Source organism: Ruminococcus sp. YRD2003, from assembly GCA_900109435.1.
Lineage (GTDB): Bacteria > Bacillota > Clostridia > Oscillospirales > Ruminococcaceae > Ruminococcus > Ruminococcus flavefaciens_G.
In genome coordinates, this window is record FNZT01000015.1 from 36,238 (window position 1) to 56,026 (window position 19,789).

20 protein-coding genes are annotated in these 19,789 nt (G+C 42.5%); 11 read left to right on the forward strand and 9 right to left on the reverse strand.

The window, feature by feature from the left end:
* The first annotated feature begins 171 nt into the window (after positions 1-171).
* From BMX22_RS12765 to BMX22_RS15915, 4 genes are all read left to right on the forward strand, one after another.
* Positions 172-2,148, forward strand: a complete 1,977-nt coding sequence (locus BMX22_RS12765; RefSeq protein ID WP_074742813.1) for an AAA family ATPase — start codon at positions 172-174, stop codon at positions 2,146-2,148.
* Between the two features lie 11 nt (positions 2,149-2,159).
* Positions 2,160-2,606: a DUF6557 family protein gene (locus BMX22_RS12770; protein ID WP_074742814.1), complete on the forward strand. Its 447-nt coding sequence runs from the start codon at positions 2,160-2,162 to the stop codon at positions 2,604-2,606.
* A gap of 210 nt (positions 2,607-2,816) precedes the next feature.
* Complete coding sequence (locus BMX22_RS12775; protein ID WP_074742815.1) at positions 2,817-3,560, forward strand: alpha/beta hydrolase family protein; 744 nt, start codon at positions 2,817-2,819, stop codon at positions 3,558-3,560.
* Positions 3,557-5,824 carry a WYL domain-containing protein gene (locus BMX22_RS15915; RefSeq protein ID WP_081349210.1) on the forward strand — a complete coding sequence of 756 codons (2,268 nt, stop codon included), beginning with the start codon at positions 3,557-3,559 and terminating at the stop codon, positions 5,822-5,824. The genes BMX22_RS12775 and BMX22_RS15915 overlap by 4 nt, the downstream gene beginning before the upstream one ends.
* A gap of 34 nt (positions 5,825-5,858) precedes the next feature.
* Here BMX22_RS15915 and BMX22_RS12790 read toward each other — a convergent pair whose 3' ends face one another.
* From BMX22_RS12790 to BMX22_RS12815, 6 genes are all read right to left on the reverse strand, one after another.
* Complete coding sequence (locus BMX22_RS12790) at positions 5,859-6,422, reverse strand: leucine-rich repeat domain-containing protein (protein ID WP_074742816.1); 564 nt, start codon at positions 6,420-6,422, stop codon at positions 5,859-5,861.
* Positions 6,412-6,876 carry a hypothetical protein gene (locus BMX22_RS12795; protein ID WP_074742817.1) on the reverse strand — a complete coding sequence of 155 codons (465 nt, stop codon included), beginning with the start codon at positions 6,874-6,876 and terminating at the stop codon, positions 6,412-6,414. The genes BMX22_RS12790 and BMX22_RS12795 overlap by 11 nt, the downstream gene beginning before the upstream one ends.
* A 17-nt stretch (positions 6,877-6,893) precedes the next feature.
* On the reverse strand, positions 6,894-7,322 hold the full coding sequence (locus BMX22_RS12800) for a hypothetical protein (RefSeq protein WP_074742818.1): 429 nt from the start codon (positions 7,320-7,322) through the stop codon (positions 6,894-6,896).
* 13 nt (positions 7,323-7,335) lie between these two features.
* Entirely contained in the window at positions 7,336-8,850 is a 1,515-nt protein-coding gene (locus BMX22_RS12805; protein WP_074742819.1) for a hypothetical protein, read from the reverse strand.
* 81 nt (positions 8,851-8,931) lie between these two features.
* A complete protein-coding gene (locus tag BMX22_RS12810; RefSeq protein ID WP_074742820.1) occupies positions 8,932-9,777 on the reverse strand; it encodes a hypothetical protein in 846 nt (281 codons plus the stop codon).
* Positions 9,778-10,264: 487 nt separating this feature from the next.
* Complete coding sequence (locus BMX22_RS12815; RefSeq protein WP_074742821.1) at positions 10,265-11,101, reverse strand: helix-turn-helix domain-containing protein; 837 nt, start codon at positions 11,099-11,101, stop codon at positions 10,265-10,267.
* Between the two features lie 433 nt (positions 11,102-11,534).
* Between BMX22_RS12815 and BMX22_RS12820 the strand changes: the two genes are divergently transcribed.
* From BMX22_RS12820 to BMX22_RS12850, 6 genes are all read left to right on the forward strand, one after another.
* Positions 11,535-12,221: a metallophosphoesterase gene (locus BMX22_RS12820; protein ID WP_074742822.1), complete on the forward strand. Its 687-nt coding sequence runs from the start codon at positions 11,535-11,537 to the stop codon at positions 12,219-12,221.
* A gap of 985 nt (positions 12,222-13,206) precedes the next feature.
* Positions 13,207-13,506: a DUF2325 domain-containing protein gene (locus BMX22_RS12830; protein ID WP_074742824.1), complete on the forward strand. Its 300-nt coding sequence runs from the start codon at positions 13,207-13,209 to the stop codon at positions 13,504-13,506.
* The gene (locus BMX22_RS12835) at positions 13,493-14,056 is read left to right on the forward strand and encodes a DUF3793 family protein (RefSeq protein WP_074742825.1); all 564 of its coding nucleotides are present in this window, start codon (positions 13,493-13,495) and stop codon (positions 14,054-14,056) included. Before BMX22_RS12830 ends, BMX22_RS12835 begins: the two co-directional genes overlap by 14 nt.
* Positions 14,057-14,068: 12 nt before the next feature.
* Complete coding sequence (locus BMX22_RS12840; protein WP_074742826.1) at positions 14,069-14,473, forward strand: flavodoxin; 405 nt, start codon at positions 14,069-14,071, stop codon at positions 14,471-14,473.
* Between the two features lie 9 nt (positions 14,474-14,482).
* On the forward strand, positions 14,483-15,925 hold the full coding sequence (locus tag BMX22_RS12845) for a hemoblobin-interacting domain-containing protein (protein WP_074742827.1): 1,443 nt from the start codon (positions 14,483-14,485) through the stop codon (positions 15,923-15,925).
* A 75-nt stretch (positions 15,926-16,000) separates the two neighbouring features.
* Positions 16,001-17,344: an FMN-binding protein gene (locus BMX22_RS12850; RefSeq protein ID WP_074742828.1), complete on the forward strand. Its 1,344-nt coding sequence runs from the start codon at positions 16,001-16,003 to the stop codon at positions 17,342-17,344.
* Between the two features lie 301 nt (positions 17,345-17,645).
* On the opposite strand, the gene BMX22_RS12855 is transcribed toward BMX22_RS12850, so the two are convergent.
* Positions 17,646-18,197, reverse strand: a complete 552-nt coding sequence (locus BMX22_RS12855) for an NADH peroxidase (protein WP_074742829.1) — start codon at positions 18,195-18,197, stop codon at positions 17,646-17,648.
* 68 nt (positions 18,198-18,265) lie between these two features.
* A complete protein-coding gene (gene nrdD / locus BMX22_RS12860; RefSeq protein ID WP_074742830.1) occupies positions 18,266-18,529 on the reverse strand; it encodes an anaerobic ribonucleoside-triphosphate reductase in 264 nt (87 codons plus the stop codon).
* 121 nt (positions 18,530-18,650) lie between these two features.
* Between nrdD and BMX22_RS12865 the strand changes: the two genes are divergently transcribed.
* Positions 18,651-19,313 carry a Crp/Fnr family transcriptional regulator gene (locus BMX22_RS12865; RefSeq protein WP_074742831.1) on the forward strand — a complete coding sequence of 221 codons (663 nt, stop codon included), beginning with the start codon at positions 18,651-18,653 and terminating at the stop codon, positions 19,311-19,313.
* 4 nt (positions 19,314-19,317) lie between these two features.
* Here BMX22_RS12865 and BMX22_RS12870 read toward each other — a convergent pair whose 3' ends face one another.
* Positions 19,318-19,776 carry a GNAT family N-acetyltransferase gene (locus BMX22_RS12870; RefSeq protein ID WP_074742832.1) on the reverse strand — a complete coding sequence of 153 codons (459 nt, stop codon included), beginning with the start codon at positions 19,774-19,776 and terminating at the stop codon, positions 19,318-19,320.
* Between the last annotated feature and the right edge of the window lie 13 nt (positions 19,777-19,789).

Here is a 19,789-nt window from a genome sequence, read left to right on the forward strand (position 1 = left end):
ATACAATGCACCTGTTGATCCGAGAGATGAGCCTATGTAGGATCACTTTTCAGAGTTGGTTGATATGTACGGTACTTTTTATCCGACTAACGTTATCAATAGCTATCCGCCGAACAGGGAATACACGAATAAGAAGAAGTAATGACTCCAATAATCAGGAAGGGGAAGTGTATGAGATATTATGAATGTAAGATCAAGCTTGTGAATTCAATTGATACGAGGAGTGATGAAGGCAGAGATCTCTGTGATGATCTTGCAGTGAAGTGTGATGATTACTGTGAAAAAAACATGGGAAAGTTTTGCGGTTGTATTACATACCTAAGAAGGACAGAGTGCGTTTTCATCATCGGAGGAAACGGCAGTAATAAGGACTTTGAGACTGAAACTGACAATTTCTGGAATTTGCTTGGACTTGAGGGCGAAATATGTAAAAAGAAAGAAGTATCTGCTGAAAATGTAAAAAAATCACTGAGAAATCGTTGCGCAGTTGATACTCCTGATGATATAGAAGAATTCATGAAAATCGACGCATTGAGATATGCACGTCTTGATGAGCACATTGTTTCAGTGGAAAACGCTGTTGATCTTGAGGAATATGCTAATAAGATATATATGCCTGATCTTGCTGAAGAAGCTTCCCGTATAGCAAAATCACCGCTTGACAGATTTATCGGTCACCCTGTACACTATCTTATTGAAGGAAATGATACTGAAAGAACAATAACAACGATTGATAATCTTGTTTCTGCACTTATGAAAGAAAACAGATTAGAATCGGGTAGAATTATATTTATAGATGAGAAGCTATATTGCAAATGTCACGGCGATCTTATTGAGCAGGCTTATGATAATATTAGTGGTGGAACAGTCATGATAAGTGTTAACTCATCACGTAAGGAAAGCGAATTTGCTGATTATTCGGAAAAGATGATCGAAGATGCTTGCAGATACGCACTGAAACACAAAAACGATACACTGACTGTTTTTAACCTCAGAAGGCATGATGTCAAGACAGAGGAGAAGATCGCCGTGCATCTGAAAAATGAGATCATGCTTGTAAACTTCCGGGAGAAGGCTGTTGGTTTAGATGATTGTAAGAATTATCTGACCAGGCTTGCAGAGGAAAAACAGATAAAAGTGACCGATAAGCTTTTTGAGCGTCTTGACGGCTCGGTAGATGCGTATTACATAAACGAGCTTGACGAAATATTCAATGATCACTATAACGAGTACATCAGGACGAACATTTTTCCAGCCTATGCTTCGTGTGCAAGAACAGAGCGAAAAATAGACGAGGCGGAAGGTGAAGCAGCTGATGAGCTTGCTGAAATGATAGGGCTCGACAACGTCAAGAGCGTTATTAGCAAGACAGTATCCTTTTTCAAGCTCGATAAGGTTTATAAGGAGCACGGGATAAACATCGGGAATCCAGCAAGGAGCATGATATTCACCGGTAACCCAGGAACAGCCAAGACGACAGTTGCAAGGCTCGTTGCAAGGATATACCGTGATAACGGATTGCTTCCGAAGGGCTGGCTCGTTGAAGTCGGACGTTCTGAGCTCGTTGGTAAGTATGTAGGCTGGACAGCCCCCACTATCAAAGCTGCTTTCAAGAGAGCTAAAGGCTCAGTGCTATTTATTGACGAGGCGTATTCACTGGTCGATGACCGCGACGGTCTTTACGGTGATGAAGCAATAAATACGATAGTTCAGGAAATGGAAAACAACCGTGATGATACTGTTGTAATATTTGCTGGCTATCCTGATAAAATGGAGAAATTCCTTAATAAGAACCCTGGGCTCCGCAGCCGTATAGCGTTTCACGTTGATTTCCCTGACTATAATGAGAACGAGTTGCTGGATATACTGAGACTTATGTTGAAAAACAAGAGTATGCAGCTCACAGACGAAGCGGCTGAAAAGGCTATGAGCATTTTCAAGGATGCAGTGAAGATACACGATTTCGGCAACGGACGCTTTGTGCGCAACCTGCTTGAATCAGCTATTATGAATATGTCACAGAGACTGACTGAAAAGGACCTCTCTCATATAAGTGATACACTGCTTACCACGCTTGAAGCAGAAGATATTACTATGCCGCAGATGATAAATGCAGCTGAGAATAAACAGTGCCGTATAGGTTTTTAGGAGGAATGATCATGAATGCAAAAGAACTGATACTTAAAGCTGATATTGATGAACTTGTCGAATGGATTTGGCTGCACGATAAAAGAAAAGGTTCTGTTACACCCGAATTTCGTCAAGCCCTGAGCAAGCTTATCCTGGATATAAGCAAGATCGAGCCTATAAAAACTGATAATTCTATAGCTGCAAAAGAATTTGAGGATCATCACCTTGATGTGTTCGCTGTTGAGCCTGACGGTCAGAATTTCAGCCTTTTATTCGTCAAGTGGGGGGAAGTGCTCGGCTATTCTGTGCCTGACGAGCTCATAGCCAAGCTTGGGATTATCAAACTTGCAGCTGGTCTGCTCTATGAGTTGACATGGTTCGGCAGCACGGACGAGGAGAATAACAAGGCGATAGCTGAGTTTGATGAGGAGTGCCAAATGATTGACGAAGAATTAAAAGAGATTCCACCTTGTTGAATGTATTGTTACTAAGACAAAAAGACCGCTTCTGATATTTTGAAATGATAGTTGTCCATAGTCAGATTAGGCGTTATATGTTTTGTTATAATTAGTTTTGAGTAGTTATTCCAAGAACGTCTTAAAAATATGACGTTAAATAAGTTATACTTGAATTACAGGCTTGACAGCACGCTGTCCGGCTGATATAATCAAAGTAAAGGAGATATTATGAAAACACGTTATTCTGAGATTCATAATGTGTATGGGATAAAGGTCAAGCACTTTGAGCCTGAAATCCAGATAAAAGGCTATATTCTTGCACTTCACGGGTTCTGCGGAGACATGGAGAGCAGCGTAATCGCTCGTCTTGCCAAGCAAATGACAGCTCACGGCTTTGCCGTTGTTGCGTTCAATTTTCCCGGACACGGTTCAAGTGAGGCTGACGAATATTTCAGCGTACACAACTGCCGGCGTGATATGATAGAGGTCATGAGATACGCAGACAGCTGCTATGACGTATCCTGCCCGTCAGCTATATTTGCCACCAGCTTCGGCGGATACATAACGCTCCTGAACATGGACGAGATACCGCAGGAAACAGCTATTGTTCTGCGAGCACCAGCGGTGAATATGAAGCGTTCATTCGAGAAATTCACTGACGATATGGAGGCTTACCGCAAAACAGGCTGGCAGGAAATGGGTTTCGACCGTAAAATCAAGGTCTCATACAGTTTCTATAATGAACTGGACAAAAACTATATCCTTAAACGCGATCTGAAGCGAAAAATGCTTATTATCCACGGAGATTCTGATGATATCGTACTGCCCGAGGATATGCAGCTATTTTGCAGCAATAATCCAAAAGCGGAATTGAATATCATCATTGGTGCAGACCACAGATTCAAGGGCAACGGACATCTGAGACAGGTCATCGATATGGCAGAGGAATACATACTGGAGGTGTGTTTATGAAGCCTCAAAAGAAGCCTGACATTACAAAAAAGGACAATGAAACTGAAAAAAAGAAAAGGAATAAACCTGTCAGAGGCGACGGAGACAGAGCGTTCCTTATAGAATCGATACTTGAAATATTTAAGGGCTCAAGTCCTGAAAAGCCAGTCAAAAAAGTAGAGATAATCAAACACCTTAAGGAGAAGGGACACTATAATCTTAACAGATCTACACTTGACAAAAAATTTAAAGAACTCGAAAAAAAGGGCTATACTCTTGTAAAGCTTGAGGGAAAACGAGGCTTTTATCTTGAAGATAGCAACAGATCCTTTGAGGACTACGAGCTGCGCCTGCTTGCGGACAGCATACTTTATTCCCATATCGCACCCGAAAAGTACACTGCTGGAATAATTGAGAAGCTTGGCGCAATGGGCTCGGATGAATTCTCGGAGCAGATGTCCAAAAGAGCACTGACAGCCAAATTTACGTCGCGTTCAAATAATAAGAATATATTTCTGTACATTGAAGACATCCAGGAGGCAATATTCAAAAATAAGCAGATATCGTGCAATGTGATCGATCATGACTATGATTTTGAACCTGTTAAGAGGTATAAAGACGATATAGTTGTTAATCCGTATGAGCTTGCATTTTCAAACGGAAAATACTATCTGGTCTGCGCACTTGATGGCAGTGACGAGCTAACAATATTTCGTGTTGACAGACTTACAGATGTTCAGCTTCTTGATTCCGCTTGCGTAGAAGTCAGTCAGCTGAAGAAGATAAAGAGTGACAAGGGCTTACAAAAATATATAAGCTCGCAGCCTGAGCTTAAAGGCGGTCAGAGGGAGGTTTTCACTCTCATATGCTACCGTGATTCATTAAATGATGTTTATGACGCATTTGACGGTGATCTGCGTATCGCAAATGTTGATGAAGAAAACTATGATGATCCTGAAACTGTAAGGGTATCCGTAGAAACAACTCGTGACGCAATGGTAGCATGGGCAATAACGCACGCTGACAGCGTAGTTGTAATCTATCCGAAGTCCGTCCGTAATGAGATAGAGCAGGCAATAAAGAACGCACAACACACATATTTCAAAACGGGTAAACCAGCAAGAATACGTTCAAGGTTAGCGTATTCTTTTGAGGAAGCTTTGCGTGAGATGAGAATTGCTGGAATAGACCACATTCATTATACAGGCAGAACCCAAAAAGGAGCAATGGAGCAGGTCGATTTTGGAAAGCATGATATTTCAGGCATAAAAAGTATAACACTATGGCATTGTGATTTGAGTGAATGCATTCTCAATAATGATTTAACTAATGTTGAATTCTTAATGCTTGTTGATGTTAACGTAACAGTGGATTTTTTGAAGCGTTTTCCTAAACTAATCAAACTTGTTCTTAATCGGACAAACATAGATGATCTTTCATTTTTGAATAATTGCAATGAATTAAGACAGTTTACATTAATTGGTAATGATTATCTTTCCGATTTTTCTCCAATATGCAAATTGAGCAATCTTCGCTTGTTTAGAACTGACAGCGAGACTATTACAAAATCTGAAATATCAAAGCTTCGTGCTTCTATTACGAATTGTGAGGTTAAGATATTTGAACCAAGTAGAAAGGATTATAAAATGGCTTTACGCCCTTCATACACCTTAATAAATGGTAAGGTAAACTCGATCGATTATGAATTCAAATGGTATGCAGGCTTTTCGCCTGCGCAAAAGCATCGCTCGATAAAAGAACTGCATGAAGCTATCACAGGACTTGAAACAAATGCAAAACCAATTGAGATAAGCACAAAAAGCACCAATGAGCTCGGAGTAAAGCTCAGCGCATTCAACCTGAAGCTGAACGGCTATACACTTGAAAATATCTTTCAGAGCTCCAAGGTCTTCAGGCTTGGCGGACCGTTCCGCGACCTTCTTGAAGTCGAGCCAAAGGAAGCCAAAAAGGACGAGAGACTGCGCCGCCATGGTCCAATTATCAGCTTCAATTATGACGGCCATGATTTCCCGACAGAGCCCAAGACAGTGTTCTACGACTACATCTACATCGAGGCTGTCAAGCAGTCGATAAGTGCTGATGAGATTCGCAGAATCGCTGATTTCACCCACTTCACAGATATTGAGTTCAATCCCCAGAAAAGCATCAATACTCAGGCAAGAACAGTTGCTATAATAAAGCTCATGCTTGAAAAATTCGGTGAGCTGCCTGATATGACCGTTGAAGAATTCATCGAGTTCCATAAGGCGAACGTTATCGAATGAAAACACAGCCCTCAGATGAGGGCTGTGTTTATATTCAGATCAGACAATGAAAATGTATATTTGCGAGTTTCAGAGCCTCATTTCCGCGTATCCGAATGATCCTCTCAGCGGTCAGTTTTTGCACTGGTGTTCCGGGGATAAGCTCGCCGTACACATACTCGTGCCGTTCAAGCTCAACAGAGATGTTGATCCATTCATCGGGAGTACCTTCATAATAAATATCCGTAAGAGCTGTACAGCCCGCAAATGCTCCCTTATCAATATGTTTCAGTTTTTTTGGCAGAACTATCCTTTCAAGCGCAGTACAGCTTGAAAATGCATTGTTTCCGATATAGGAAATGTTAGGAGAAAGAATTATATCTGTAACAACGGAATTGTCTTTGAAAGCATTTTTGCCTATACTAATAACAGGTACACTTTTTCCATATCTGTTTACCGCTTCATTGGGAAGTTTAATAATCTTATCTGTACATCCATTCAATGACGCCAATTTTAGAGGCAGACGTTCGGGATGTAGCCATGTGACAGCGAGATTGTATTCAAGTCCGTATGTTTCCGGAGAATTCTCAATGATTATTCTGTACTCGTTATAATTCATTTTCTTCTCCTTTTTCCACGGCTTTTTTCAGCAGCTTGTATACATGATTGTTGAAATACTTATCATCTGTCGGCGGTATTCCGAGGTATTCGCGTGCAAATACTCCGACTGCTCTTGAACGCGAGAAGCCTGCAAAGCAATGAATGAGCAGCGTGTCAGCATTTTTGTTTGCCTCTATAAAATCAACTATCTGCTTTGCCTGCGCGGGAGTCATGCGCTTCAGTCCACGCTCTGGTTTCTCGATATCGTCGAAATACAGCGTCAGGACAGCCTTACAGTATTCGTTCTCTTTCAGCTCAAATCCGAAGCCTCCGCTTATAGTATCCTGAATGGATATCGCAGCGTAGGTATCGGTGTTTTCAGGATATTCTGTCATTCCCGGCTCGCAGAAATGGCTCATAACGTATCTCAGAGCCTCTCTTGCAGACATGACAATTACATTCGGTCTATTCATCAATATATCTCCTTTTCTCAGAAATAAGCCATATATAGTCGTTTACACTTTCTACCTCTGTGCTTGTACAGATTCAGTATCAGAGCGTATCCCTTATATACCTTCTCGGTCAGTGGCATGAGCGCATATTCAAGCTCTGATTCCGGAAGAAATATTGCTGTACTATTATTTGAAAAGCTAACAAAATTGTTGTGAGAGTATTCGCAGATATCAAAATGAAACGTTTCAATATCTTGAAAAGAAGGTTTGATTCCGTCCGGAAAAATGATTATTGTTCCGGATAACAGATCTGCTTTCTGCTTCAGCATAGCGTTCATTATTAGCATATACTCTTTGCAGCTGCCGTCAGTGTGCAGGTGTTTAAGCATTACCTGACGATCCTTCACCCCCTTTCTGCCAGACGGAACAAATATCAGCCTGTCGCATAGCTTTTCATAATTGTGCATACTGACCTCCTTATCAGAATCTCTGGCAGTAAACGCCTGCAAAGGCTCCTGCCATAATTACAGCATTATTCAGTTCAGTGCGTCCTTCAGTCAGCTCATAAGCCTTATCAAGGCATTTCTCGTAAAGCTCTCCCGGCACCCGTCTTCCGTTGTATGGACGTACTGTCTCAATAAGAGCGTATACAGCAAGGCACAGCATATTCACGGGATCGTTTTCAGTCGTTGGTATGTATTTGTCAATATTCCAAAGCTTCTCTAATTCAGGCAGCACCTCTTTGTTCGGATAATTCTCAAACAAACAATGCAGTACCGTCATATTCTCACAATGTCCCCAGTTTATCAGCGAACCGGTATAAAGGTAAGCAGTATATATGCAGGCTTTTTCAAGCTCGTTGCCGTTCCAGAGATCGTTTTCTCTCATCATTTCGATGAACTGTGCTAAATGGTCGATATATTCCTTGTCAATTATACTTATGTAATCGTAGATAAAACGTCTTGGAAGCTGATAAAACTTCGGTACATATCCGTTTTTTTCGGCAAGGTATTCCTCGGCTTTCTTCATTCCGAGAAATGCCCCTTTCATACCGGGATCATAGTATTCCTGACCTTTAGTATCGGGCTTATAAAACTCGTAATACTCACGCTGTATTGTCCGATAGTTTTTATATTTTTCAGGTATAGGCTTTTCACCGACAGTTATTCCGTCAATGCTGTTATATCCAAATTTGTTTCCGTAATAATCATACATTTCGTAATTACAATGTTCTATGTAATTCCTGTTGCTGCCAGAATGACCATACATCTCATAATAACAGTCTTCTATGTGACCACCTCCGAAATATCCCTCATCGTTTCCTTTAAAACTTGACGGATCAGCTATTTCCGGAACTGCATAGAACTGTACATATTCTATATCGTCAATATCGGGAAAAACAACGTTTTCAAGATTGGTCTCAAGGGGGAATTCAAGTCTTATACCACTCTTTAGTATAACTGTACACTGACGATCCGAGAAAAAGTCCACGTTGCCAAAATCGTCCAAGCGCTTTCTTGTGATAATATCTGTGATCTGATCAAACATAATTTTGAGCATTCTTTTACAGTAGTCCATAGGTTCAAGTATATGGAGCAATGAATTGCTTATCTGGGTATATTTTGCCCTTACCTGTCTGCGAATATATTCGTTCTCAGGCTCTGTATCACATTCAAAAAACAGACCATAGCACTGAGCTATCTCATATGCAATGTTGAGAGCCGCATTGTATCTGTCATTGTGAACAACAAGAATTGTATCAATGTTGAAGCTTCGCTCGCATAAACGTATGATGCTGTCAGCCTGACTTATATTGAAGTCTAAGCACTCTTCGTCTACTGCAAGATTAAGTATCTCTTTACGTTTTTCATTTCTGCTTAATGATTCGGGGATGTCCCTGGTCTTTTCGGATAAGTAAATGACAGCATATTCTCCTGTTATCCTATTAAGCTCAGTTTCAGCCTCGTTGATATCTATTACTCTGATCTCTTTCATAACAATACCTCCGTGTCTTTTTTTACATTATAGCATGAGCAACGTCTTAAAAATAAGACATTACATCGCAGGTTATTTCTGTCAGCAAATTTGCCGGTAGCCCTTATATTTATCGGGAAGTTCCGAGCGCCTTTCTGTTAATCCGTCAATACTGTTATAGCTGAAATGAAAGCCGTAGTAGTCGTAGATACCATAGCTGCATAAAACTATACTATAATCATAATTATAGAAAAGACCGTTATCGTTCATCTCAAAGCTTGACGGGTCAGCTATTTCTGGGACACCATAGAACTGTACGTATTCGATATCGTCCATATTCGGGATAATAATACTTTCCAATTCTGTTTCTGTGTCAAAATGTAGTATTGTTCCATTATTTAGGCATATATAGCAGCATCGGTTGATAAAGAAATCATATGCGTTGTATTCTTCTATTCTTTTGCCTGCAATTACATCGCTTAACTGCCTGAACATTATTTCGAGCATCATTTTGCAGTAATCCATAGGTTTAAGAACATGGAGCAGCGAGTAGCTTATCTGAGTGTGTTTTGCTCTTATCGCTGTTCGGATCTCTTCATCATCAGGCTCTGGTTCGTTGTTAAGGTCAAAACCAATGCCATAGCAAAGAGATAGTTCGTATGCTATATTTCTTGCAATTTGATATGTTGTATCATAGACGATATAGACTGTATCCGTATGTATATTACGCTCACAGAAACGAATTATCATATCTGCCTGCCATATATGAAAATTTGGGTCGTCTTTATCCATAGGCATCTCGAAGCATTCTTTTCCATGGTAATATGAAGAGACCCACACATCCCAGCTGTTTTCCTCTTGAAATAAACATACAACCGAAAAGCTTTTAGTTAGGTTATTCTTCAGTATTGCGCTTTCGTTTACTCCGATAATCTTTATACACTTCATAGCAACCTTCCTTCCATATATCTATTATATCATGAGCAATGTCTTCACATTAAGACAAATCAATATAAAAAGGCGCCTATCAATAATAATCGATGGGCGCAGAATGAATGCTTTAGTCAGAAACAGAAATCTCCGTTTTCCCTATATTCCTCACAGGCATTATTAAACCACAAATCAAATATCTCAATCGAGATACTGGCAAAATCCAAACATCCTGCGTGATGAGTCAATGGTACTGTAACTTATACAACTGTCGAGTACACGTAAGTAAACGAGAGTATTAAGTTTTTCAAAAAAAAACTTTTTATCGCCGAAAACACATGAAACTACGCCATTGATAACGGAGTAATACGGCAAGAATGGGGATAAAAAACTGAGTTTTTTACCTTTGGGACGATCATGCTTAAAGCAAGTGAACAAGACAAAAGAGTGATTTGATGTATGACAAAAAAAGAAGCTCGCCTACGCAAATATAGGCGAGCTTTCTTTAGTATATATCCTTACACCATTCTTTAAACTGCTTTCCTTTTTCTGTAAGCTGATAAGTTGTATTGCGATTGGAAGCGTTGGAAACAACTTGATACAATTCAGTATCTCTATATAAATCACTGTAATATGAACTGTTATAGCTGGATTTGACTGTCTCTTCTGTAAAATTGGCAATTGTTCGAGAGAGTTCACCATAATAAGATCCATATGGATTGCTGCCATATCCTCTTCTGTACGATTCATGAAAAACACGATAATCCATCCATTTTAGAATCTCTTTTTTATCAAGTTTCCTGATATCAAAATTAGTATTAGGATTGGCACGAATCATTTCAAAGCAAAACGCAGGCGGTACATATTTAAAGAATCTATCAACTTGTAAACCGAATTCATAAACCTTAAACACGCCCTTATCTTCTGTATACTTAAAAGGGATCTTTCGGAGCGAACTCATTATTCCTTCGTACCACTCCATACGTTTCTGAGATGCCATATTCCAATTATCTGCATTATAAATTCTCAGAAGCATTATGAATTCTTTCAGTTCAGGGGTTAATCGCAACGTGTTTATAATATTGATCTGCTCATCATTGAACATAAAGAACGGAAAATTGGGGTAATTCTCGCCGTCATCATAAAAAACAGCTTCGAGTTCGCTGTAATCCACTTTTAGTACTTCAGCCAATTTAGAAAGCCGTTCCTTCTTTATAGAGGTTCTGCCTGATTCCCAATTTTGAACGGTATTAAGAGAAACTTCCATTAACTCGGATAAATCATCCTGAGTTAATCCTACTTCCGTTCGCTTCTGTTTTATGTATTCGCTAAACTTAATCATAAGCCCTTGTTATCATCGGTTATACGATGATGTACTCCTTCATAATTATTTGAATTGCAACTCATATCGTTCCATCAACAAGACTATAATATCATAGAATTAATATGATGAAAACTAAGAATAGGGACTCTTTCTCTATGTTTTTATAAGAATTTTTAGTGAGCAAATCCTGATTTTTATATTAACACCAAGCGTTTTTACAAATTAAACATGAGGCGCGTTTTGTCAAGCACCTAGATATTGACATATTTTGAACCAAGTGAGAAGTTCAGTTCTGCTTGGTCTTTGTAAACAGTATATCACAACATTGAAAATAAAGCAATAGTTGAATCATAAAATATTTTTCCTATAATATTGACAAGTAGCCCAAGTGTGTGATATTATAATGGAACACCTAAAAAGATGAATACTAAAGAAAGGCAGGAGAAATGATATGGTATATATAACTGGTGATATCCACGGTTCACTTGAGACAATATATGATCTCTTTGATAAACACAGTCCGGCAAAAGACGATATTGTGGTTATCCTTGGTGATGTCGGTGTAAACTATACCGGAACGCTACAAGATATAGGAATCAAAAGAGCAATGAACAGATTTGGATCAACATTCTTCTGCATTCATGGCAATCATGAAAATCGTCCTCAGAATATTGCCTCTTACAAAGAAAAGGAGTGGAACGGCGGTCGAGTTCTCTATGAGGAAGACTTTCCAAATATACTCTTCCCGATAGACGGAGATATTTTCACGCTTGAAGGAAAGAGATGCATAGTAATAGGCGGAGCATACAGCGTAGACAAGTTCTATCGTCTGAGCCGAGGAATGAAATGGTGGCCTGACGAACAACCGTCGCCTGTTATAAAAGAATACTTGGAACAGCAGCTCGCAGATAACACTGTTGATATAGTTTTCTCTCATACCTGTCCTGCGAAGTATATTCCGACCGAATGCTTCATTTCGTGCATTGATCAGTCGAAGGTAGATAACAGTACAGAACAATGGTTGGACACCATCGAAGATAAGATAAATTATGAAGCATGGTACCTTGGTCACTGGCATACGGATAAGAGGATTGATCGGATGCACTTCCTGTTCCACGGGATAGAGGTACTGGAATGATCATGATGAGCCGAAGCTGAAGTCAAAGTGCAAAGAGCCAACTTCAAAGTGCCAAATTTACACTTTGGAAAGTAGAAAAAGCTCCATGTGTCACAAACACTTGGAGCAATCATACATATTTGAAGCACAAGTTTTTTCTTGACAAATGCTATAGAATATGCTATGCTTATATGTAAGAAAAGAACTGTGCTGAAGCACTTGATATATGATGATATAAAATACGCTTAAAATTGCGAAAAAATGAATGTCATCAATTTTGTTATGCCTAGACAGCGGGGAGCCCCCGCGGGCAGTTTCGCGTCTCAGTTTTTCCGGGACGCGAATTATTTTCCACGCATTAAAGGCGTCTGTTATGTACAGCTAACATATATGGCATAACAAAATTGATGGCACGCCAAAAAAGCCCGAAATATCGAGCTTTTTTGTTTTCCCGAAATACAGGTAATAGAAAACCTATCAGTGATTTATGTGTCTTTCCATAGATTACAGTTTAACAAAGACTGTTCAATCTCTTATAATCAGAGTGATATGTGGACTGCCGCTGTGACGTGTACCATTACAGGCAATAATGGATTCAAACAATGAAGATCTCTATAATTGCTTTATTTTTACTTAGTATATGCTAACAATTTGTACAGATATACAAATTGTGCATAATCGCCTCAAAATGCATTGACAATTAAAAGTTAGTATGATATAATATCATCGTTAGAAAATGCTAACTATTTTTGGCGTTGTCTTATCAAAAGCTAACACTCCTAAATAGAGATCAGATAATGATGCCGCATAGTTCGGCTGAGCACGAAAAAGAGCTTGCTATAATGAAAAAGTACCAAAAGCAAGGCAAAGACTTCATGTGTATGCGGTTGTCAGAACTTTGCAATGCATGGGACGTGCCACAAAAACATAAACACAACGGGGCGATACTCATATCGCCCCATACATTGAAACATATGTTAGTATCAGCTAATAAAAGGAGGTAAAAATGAGTATAGTTATCGTAGGCGGAAACGACCGCATGGCTACACGCTATCAGGACATTTGCAAGAAATTCAACCACAAATCCAAGGTATTCACTCAGATGCCTGCGGACTTTGAAAATAAACTTGGAACTCCCGATCTTATGGTAGTTTTCACGGGGACCTGTTCCCATAAGATGCTGGGTACGGTGAAGAAAAGTTCTGAGAAAAAAGGAGTACCTGTTGAGCACGTTCACAGCTCCAGTGTGAGCGCATTGAAGCAGCTGTTATCCGATATCAAGGGGAGAAAATATGTCCGAAGTTGAACGCAAAAGCATAGACAGTGTCCTTGCATTTCACGGTGCACCGACGCTGCTTGGAGTGAAGTGTGCAAATCTCATTTCATTTGACCGTAATGAATGTACTATGTCGGAGTATCTTTGTGAATTTACGGATAAACTTTACGGCAGCGGACTTTGTGCAAAACAGCTCTGCAAATGCAGAAAGCGCACACTTGTATATATCTACAATGAGAAAATGCTTGAAGCATGGTTGAAAATGCAGCAGGTGAGGGAATTCCTTTCTGAGTACGGTTATACCGCCGATATAACGATTTCGGAAATGCTCGATAAGCTTGCAAGCCGTATGAACTGCGAAAGTTTTCCTCATGAGATAGGCGTATTTCTCGGTTATCCGATAGGTGACATCAAGGGTTTTATCAGCAACAGTGGGAAAAACTGTCTGCTTTGCGGCTATTGGAAAGTGTACGAAAATGCCGAAAAAGCAAAGCAGACATTTGAAATTTACGATCGTTGCAGGGACACCCTGTTCGATAGATTAAATCAAGGCATGAACTTGTTTCAGGCTGTAAAATAGGAGGAATTTTTTATGAAAACAGCAGTAATTTATTGGAGCGGTACAGGCAACACCGAAGCTATGGCAAAGGCTGTGGCTGAGGGTGCAAACGCCGAACTTTTCGAGGTATCGGGGTTCAGCGGAAATATCGCTGATTATGACGCGATCGCATTCGGCTGCCCTGCAATGGGCGCAGAGGTGCTTGAGGAAGATACATTCGAACCGTTCTTCACAGATATCGAGGGTTCTCTCGGCGGCAAGAAGGTACTTCTTTTCGGCTCCTACGGCTGGGGCGACGGCGAGTGGATGCGCAACTGGTACGACCGCACAAAGGCAGCAGGCGCAGAGCTTATCGGCGACGAGGGCTTCATCGTTAACGAAGCTGCTTCCGACGACGACCTTGCAAAGCTGAAAGAGCTTGCTTCGCAGCTTGCGTAAGGAGGAAATATGAAAAAGACGATTTCACTTATAAGCGCAGCGGCTCTCGCTGCATTTACCACTGCTTCGCTCCCTGTCAGTGCAGCTGACGGCGACAAGGTATACGGCACAATGAATATCCCATACGCCGATTTCTATGCGGCTGAGATAGACAACGCATACGACGTTGACGCAGTTTCATCCGCGACGGAGAAAAAGTGGTCGATGAACGAAGCAGGTCAGCTTGTTGCGGGTACATATAATGACGGAAAAGGAACGATTCTTGGTGTAAACTATCCTGTTGAAGTTGATTCCGCAGACGTTGACAAGCTTACAGAATACGGATTCACTAAGCTTGACAGCAAGCCTGCCGCATACAAGGAAGTAGCGGTTACACGAGATTCGCTGTCAGTTTCAAAGCTCGTTGATACGAACGGTGAGCAGAACGTAAGCGGTTCGGCGACTGTTATGACATCAACAAGATACGGAGACTATCAGCTCAACGTCAACGGATATCCCGAGGAGACTGACCTTTACGGCGTTATTGTGAATACGAAGGAGGGCGACAAGTACGCGCTCCGCCACCTTGAAAACATCTGGCGTGCAGGACAGCTTTCATGGTCGGCAGGAATCACCACCGAGGAAGGTCACGGCAACGAGCTGAAATACGATAACTACAAGAACTCTATGGGCAAGACTGTAACGTCCGTGACGTTCATCACGCTTGACGGCTACACGACTGTTGACGTCGGCGAGAACTATCTTCCCGTCAAGTTTGCGGGCGAGGTCAAGGCTGAGGATTCGACCGCGGGAACAGGAAAGACCGCTCTCACGCTGACAGGTTTCCCCGATGATTACAAGAAGAATATCAGCGTTGGCAACGGCTTTACTGCAACTGACAGCGAAATAAGCTATACCGATGCAAAGCCTGGAAAGTACACTGTAACGGTTACTGATGAGAGCGGCAGGTATGCATCGATGACAGGTGATTTCACGCTTACTGCTGACGAGATACCTGTAAAATATGCTGAGGGTAAGCTTGTTAAGGCTGACGGATTCTCAGACGATGACGCGGCGAACTTTATCAAGAATATCGCAAGCTTTGAGGTGAACGGCACTTCCTACAATGCCGCGGGCAAGCGCTCCGTGAAGTTAGTCGGCGATGACGGAGCTCTCGACTTTGCCGTAAAGTCCGGCGAGAACAATGTGTTCGACGGAAGCGGGAATTACACAGTGAAGGTCACGGCTACAGGCTATACAAAGCCGCTTGAATTCGAGATAAAGTCAGAGGCTGAGACTACAGCGACGGCGTCAAAGACCACGACAGCGACCATCTCTGCGACTACCTCAGGATCCACATCATCGGGAGCGACAACGAATCCGAAAACGGGCGTCCCGAGTGCGGCTGTCCCTGTGGCAGTCCTTGCACTTGCGGGCACTGCGGCATTTGCATTAAGAAAAAAGAATTCCTGATTTTTCCTTTCTCCTATAAAAATGACCTCCGCGGCAGTTTACTGCGGAGGTCAATTACTGTAAAGAGGTAATTTTATGCTGTTTCTTATATCACTTGCAATAGCGCTTACAGTAGCATTTTTGCTTGATAAGCCGCTGAAAAAACGCCCTGCCGTGTTCTATATCACAGCTGGGGTGCTTACTGTTGTTACAATTATTATTGAACAGTCGGACATTGAGATCACGAGCAGATTCATCCGTGATTATGTCCTCGGAATCTTCACACGCGGAGCTCTCGGAGCAGCGTTCTGGGCAGTCGTTATGTGGGCAGGTGCATTGCCGAACGGCTCTGCTCCGATAAAAAAGCTAATGCCAATTCGCGGCGAGCTTTCAATCACTGCGGCTATACTTACTTTTTCTCATATTATCACCTACGGCATGATATACATCACAAATCTGATCAAAGGCAGAACAGGCTCTGACTTCATTTTGACAAGTGCAGTATGCCTGATAATGGTGTTGATAATGATACCGCTCACTGTGATGTCATTCAAAACTATACGCAAGAAAATGAATGCAAGAACATGGAAGAAGATACAGCGTTTAGCATATATTTTCTATGCATTCATCTATATTCACATCATTGTGCTTTTCGTACCGAAGGCACAGAAGGGCAGGGAAGGCTATTTTCTCAGTGTTCTTGTATACAGTCTTGTATTCATCGGCTATGCGGTCATGCGGATCCGCAAGGCATATATTGCAGAAAAAAAGCCCGAAAACAGGACTTTGCCGAATATTATCTGTACTTGTGCGATGATAATACCGTTGTCATTAGTCGGAGTTGTGTCACGTAATAAGAATAATGACTCTGCAAAAGTAGTTAACGGATCCGAAGATAGTTCGGTGGTATACACTTTTACAAATTCAGCAGCATCCGAAACCGCAACGACCACCACAGAAGCAAACATTGGAAAGACAACATCGGAAACTGCTGAATCTACCGAAACATCCGCAGCTATAACAACTGTGGAAACCACATCTACCGAGGAAAAAACAGAGGAAGAAACAACCACCGCAGATGAAACAAGTGCGGAAGAACAGCATGACGAACCTGAACAGGAACAGCATGAAGAAACACAGCCCGAAACGGAACCGCAGGTCACATATAAATACAGAAACGGCGAATACGAAGCCGAGGCTGAAGGTTATGCGGGAACCGTTCACGTTAAACTGACCATAGAAAATGACACGATAACAAGCATTTCCGCATGGGCAGACGACGATGATCCCGAATACTTCAATGATGCAATGAATACGATCATACCGCAGATAGCGTCAAAAGTAAGTGCAGACGGCATTGATGCTTGTTCAGGAGCGACATACAGCTCAAATGGCGTAATTGAGGCAGCAAGGAAGGCATTGGAACAGGCGAAGAATTGATATGAAGAATGGATTTCGGATTTAAACATTTCCCCTGTGCATTCGCAATGACTATATGAAGATAACGTATCGGGCAAGATTTCTGATGAACGCTTTTCTGTGATGTCAGCAGGATATGAGCGGTTACGCAACCTCATCTTAAAATCTTAAATACTTCTTTATCGGCGCTCCTCTAAAACCGCGGCGCGATTTCTTTATCAGCCATATTTCAGACACCATTATGGAATAAAAAACGGCGCGGAAAACAAAAAAAGGCTGCCAAACGGGAACTATTGGCAGCCTTTACTTATGTATCAAAGAATTACTTGAAGTATCTCTTGAGCAGACCCTCAAAAGCCTTGCCGTGACGAGCCTCATCGCGAGCCATCTCGTGAACGGTGTCATGGATAGCGTCGAGGTTGAGTTCCTTAGCCTTCTTAGCGAGCTTGAGCTTGCCCTCGGTAGCGCCGTGCTCGGCAGCAACGCGCTTCTCGAGGTTCTCCTTAGTAGAGTCGGAGAGCACTTCACCGAGGAGCTCAGCGAACTTTGCAGCGTGCTCAGCCTCTTCAAAAGCAGCCTTCTCCCAGTATGCGCCTATTTCCGCATAGCCTTCTCTGTAGGCAACGCGAGCCATAGCGAGGTACATACCGACCTCGGTACATTCGCCGTTGAAGTTAGAGCGAAGCCCCTCGATTATCTCGGGATCGGTGACGTCCTTAGCGACGCCGAGAACGTGCTCGCAAGCGAAAACGAGCTCTTTGCTCTCGTCCATGACCTTGAATTTAGCGCCGGGAACGCCGCACTGAGGGCACTTCTCGGGGGGAGCATCTCCCTCGTGAACGTATCCGCAAACTGGACAAACATATTTAGCCATAATAAAAAACCTCCGTGAAAAAATATATAAAGCCCGAAAAGGCGCATAGCGCCTCGGACTTTGAAACATTAGACCGTGTGCTTAACTCGGTCGTGCTCCTCAGCACGTTTGCCGTCGTTGAAGCGGTCGAGCGTGCCTACGAGGTAGCCTGTGATGCGCCTGATCCTGTCGAACGGGATATCCGCGAAATTGTATTTGAGGTCCACGAAATCTCCGTCAGCGGTCACAGTCATTTCGGTGATCTCTCTGCCGCGGTATTTTTTCTTGCCGTACTCGATATACGCGTCGATCTCCTGCTGAGGGAGCTGTTCACCGATAACATTAACCTTCATTGCGAAACGCCTCCGTAAAAAATATAGAAATTAGCCAAAAATCGTCTTGACTTTTGTCTGAATATATTGTATCATAATAAAAGCAAAAAATCTGTTGCATTTGCAACAAAGGAGAAAAAATATGTTACCCGAGCAAAACATTTTATTCAGAGGAGTATGCGAATCCGACTCCCGCCGCATGATGACGTGCTTCAACACCGAGGTAAAGAAGTACCGTGCGGGGAGCCGTATCGCTGATTTTTCCCACAATGCTGACAAGGTAGGCATAATCCTGAGCGGCAGGGCAGTAATGGTGCGCTACGACATAAACGGCATCCGCACCATAGTCGAGACCCTTGACGAGCAGGGGATATTCGGGGAATTTTTCACATTCACGGGAAGTCACCGCAGCTCGGTCGAGATAGATGCCGACAGTGACTGCGAGGTGATGTTTTTCCGCCGCAGCGAGATACTGAAGCGCTGCGAGAACGCGTGCAAATGCCATTCAATGGTAGTTGAGAACCTGCTGATGCTGATGTCGGAGAAGGCGATAGCCCTGAGCGAGCGCATCGAGGTACTCAGCCAGCGCTCGATAGAGGACAAGCTCATCAGCTTCCTGCAAATAACCGAGGACAACACGCCGAAAGGCGACACACCGCAGATACCGTTCTCAACGACAGTGCTCTCCGACTATCTCTGCGTGAACCGCAGCTCGCTCCAGCGCGAGATGACGCGGCTGAAGGAGGCGGGAGTGCTGACCATCTCCAAGCGGAAATTCCGTCTTATACGCGGCGGAGAGCCGTGAGCATTCAGCCGATATACATAACGTAGACCTGACATGGATTAGCCTCGTCCCAGAGCGGGAGCACCTCAAGCTCCTTGAAGCCGAGGCTGAGATAGAATCTGTTTGTCCTGTCGTAGTCTTCATACATACCCATTTTAACGGTCTTTACCTGCATGAAGCTGTAGCCGTTTTGTGCAGCGAAGCTTCGTGCGGCATCAAAGAGCTCCCTGCCCGCGCCGCAGCGGTGGAGCTCTTTTTTCACGCCCATCACAGCGAGCTCAACGGTATCCCTGCCTGTTTCTTTGAGGCAAAGGAAACCCGCGGGGGCACCGTCTGCGAAAGCGGCGAAGAACGGCTGACTGGGGCAGTCATTGATGTATTTTTCACGGCTCTCATCCACCTCGAACCACTCTTTGAGCCCTTCGAGTATAACGCGTGCGATCCGCTGTTTTTCGGCGATATCGGTTACTTGTTCTATATGCATGAGTTACTCCTTT